The following is a 367-nucleotide window of genomic DNA, read 5'->3' as shown; positions in this document are numbered from 1 at the left end:
GCGCAAACGCCTGCTGACACAGGCTTTTTGCAGGCATTCGATCCAACACGAGGGGGCTCCCGGGCACCGTTGCGGCTTTGCGATTCCCGGCCCCTTCTGGGCCGCCAATCGCGCCGCTTCCTCGAAACCGGCTCGCTTTTTCCGCCGCTGGCGGCGCTTCGCCAGTTTCCCCCTCGTACTCCCCCTGCAAAAAAGGACTCTTTTCCTTCAGATAGGTTTTTTCGACAAGCAAAGCCGCCGGCCACATGGCCGGCGGCTCAGGCTGTCGAAAAAGTCGAGCATAGCTGGGCTTTTTCGCATTTATATGGTAAAATAAGCATGGGTGATGAAAGATGCTTGAACGAGGGAAGCTGGATCGTGGAATCGT

At 57.2% G+C, this 367-nt stretch carries 1 protein-coding gene; it reads right to left on the bottom strand.

Annotated elements, in window-relative coordinates; genetic code table 11:
* Positions 1 to 247 (bottom strand): hypothetical protein (locus tag ACTNBU_RS12765; RefSeq protein ID WP_441034476.1); only part of this gene is annotated, 247 nt, incomplete at its 3' end.
* Positions 248 to 367: the final 120 nt, after the last annotated feature.

The organism is Dysosmobacter sp. HCP28S3_G4, assembly GCF_052065175.1.
In the GTDB taxonomy this organism is placed as follows: Bacteria; Bacillota; Clostridia; order Oscillospirales; family Oscillospiraceae; genus Oscillibacter.
The sequence above is the reverse complement of the archived record's forward strand: the minus strand, read 5'-3'. Positions and strand labels throughout refer to the sequence as shown.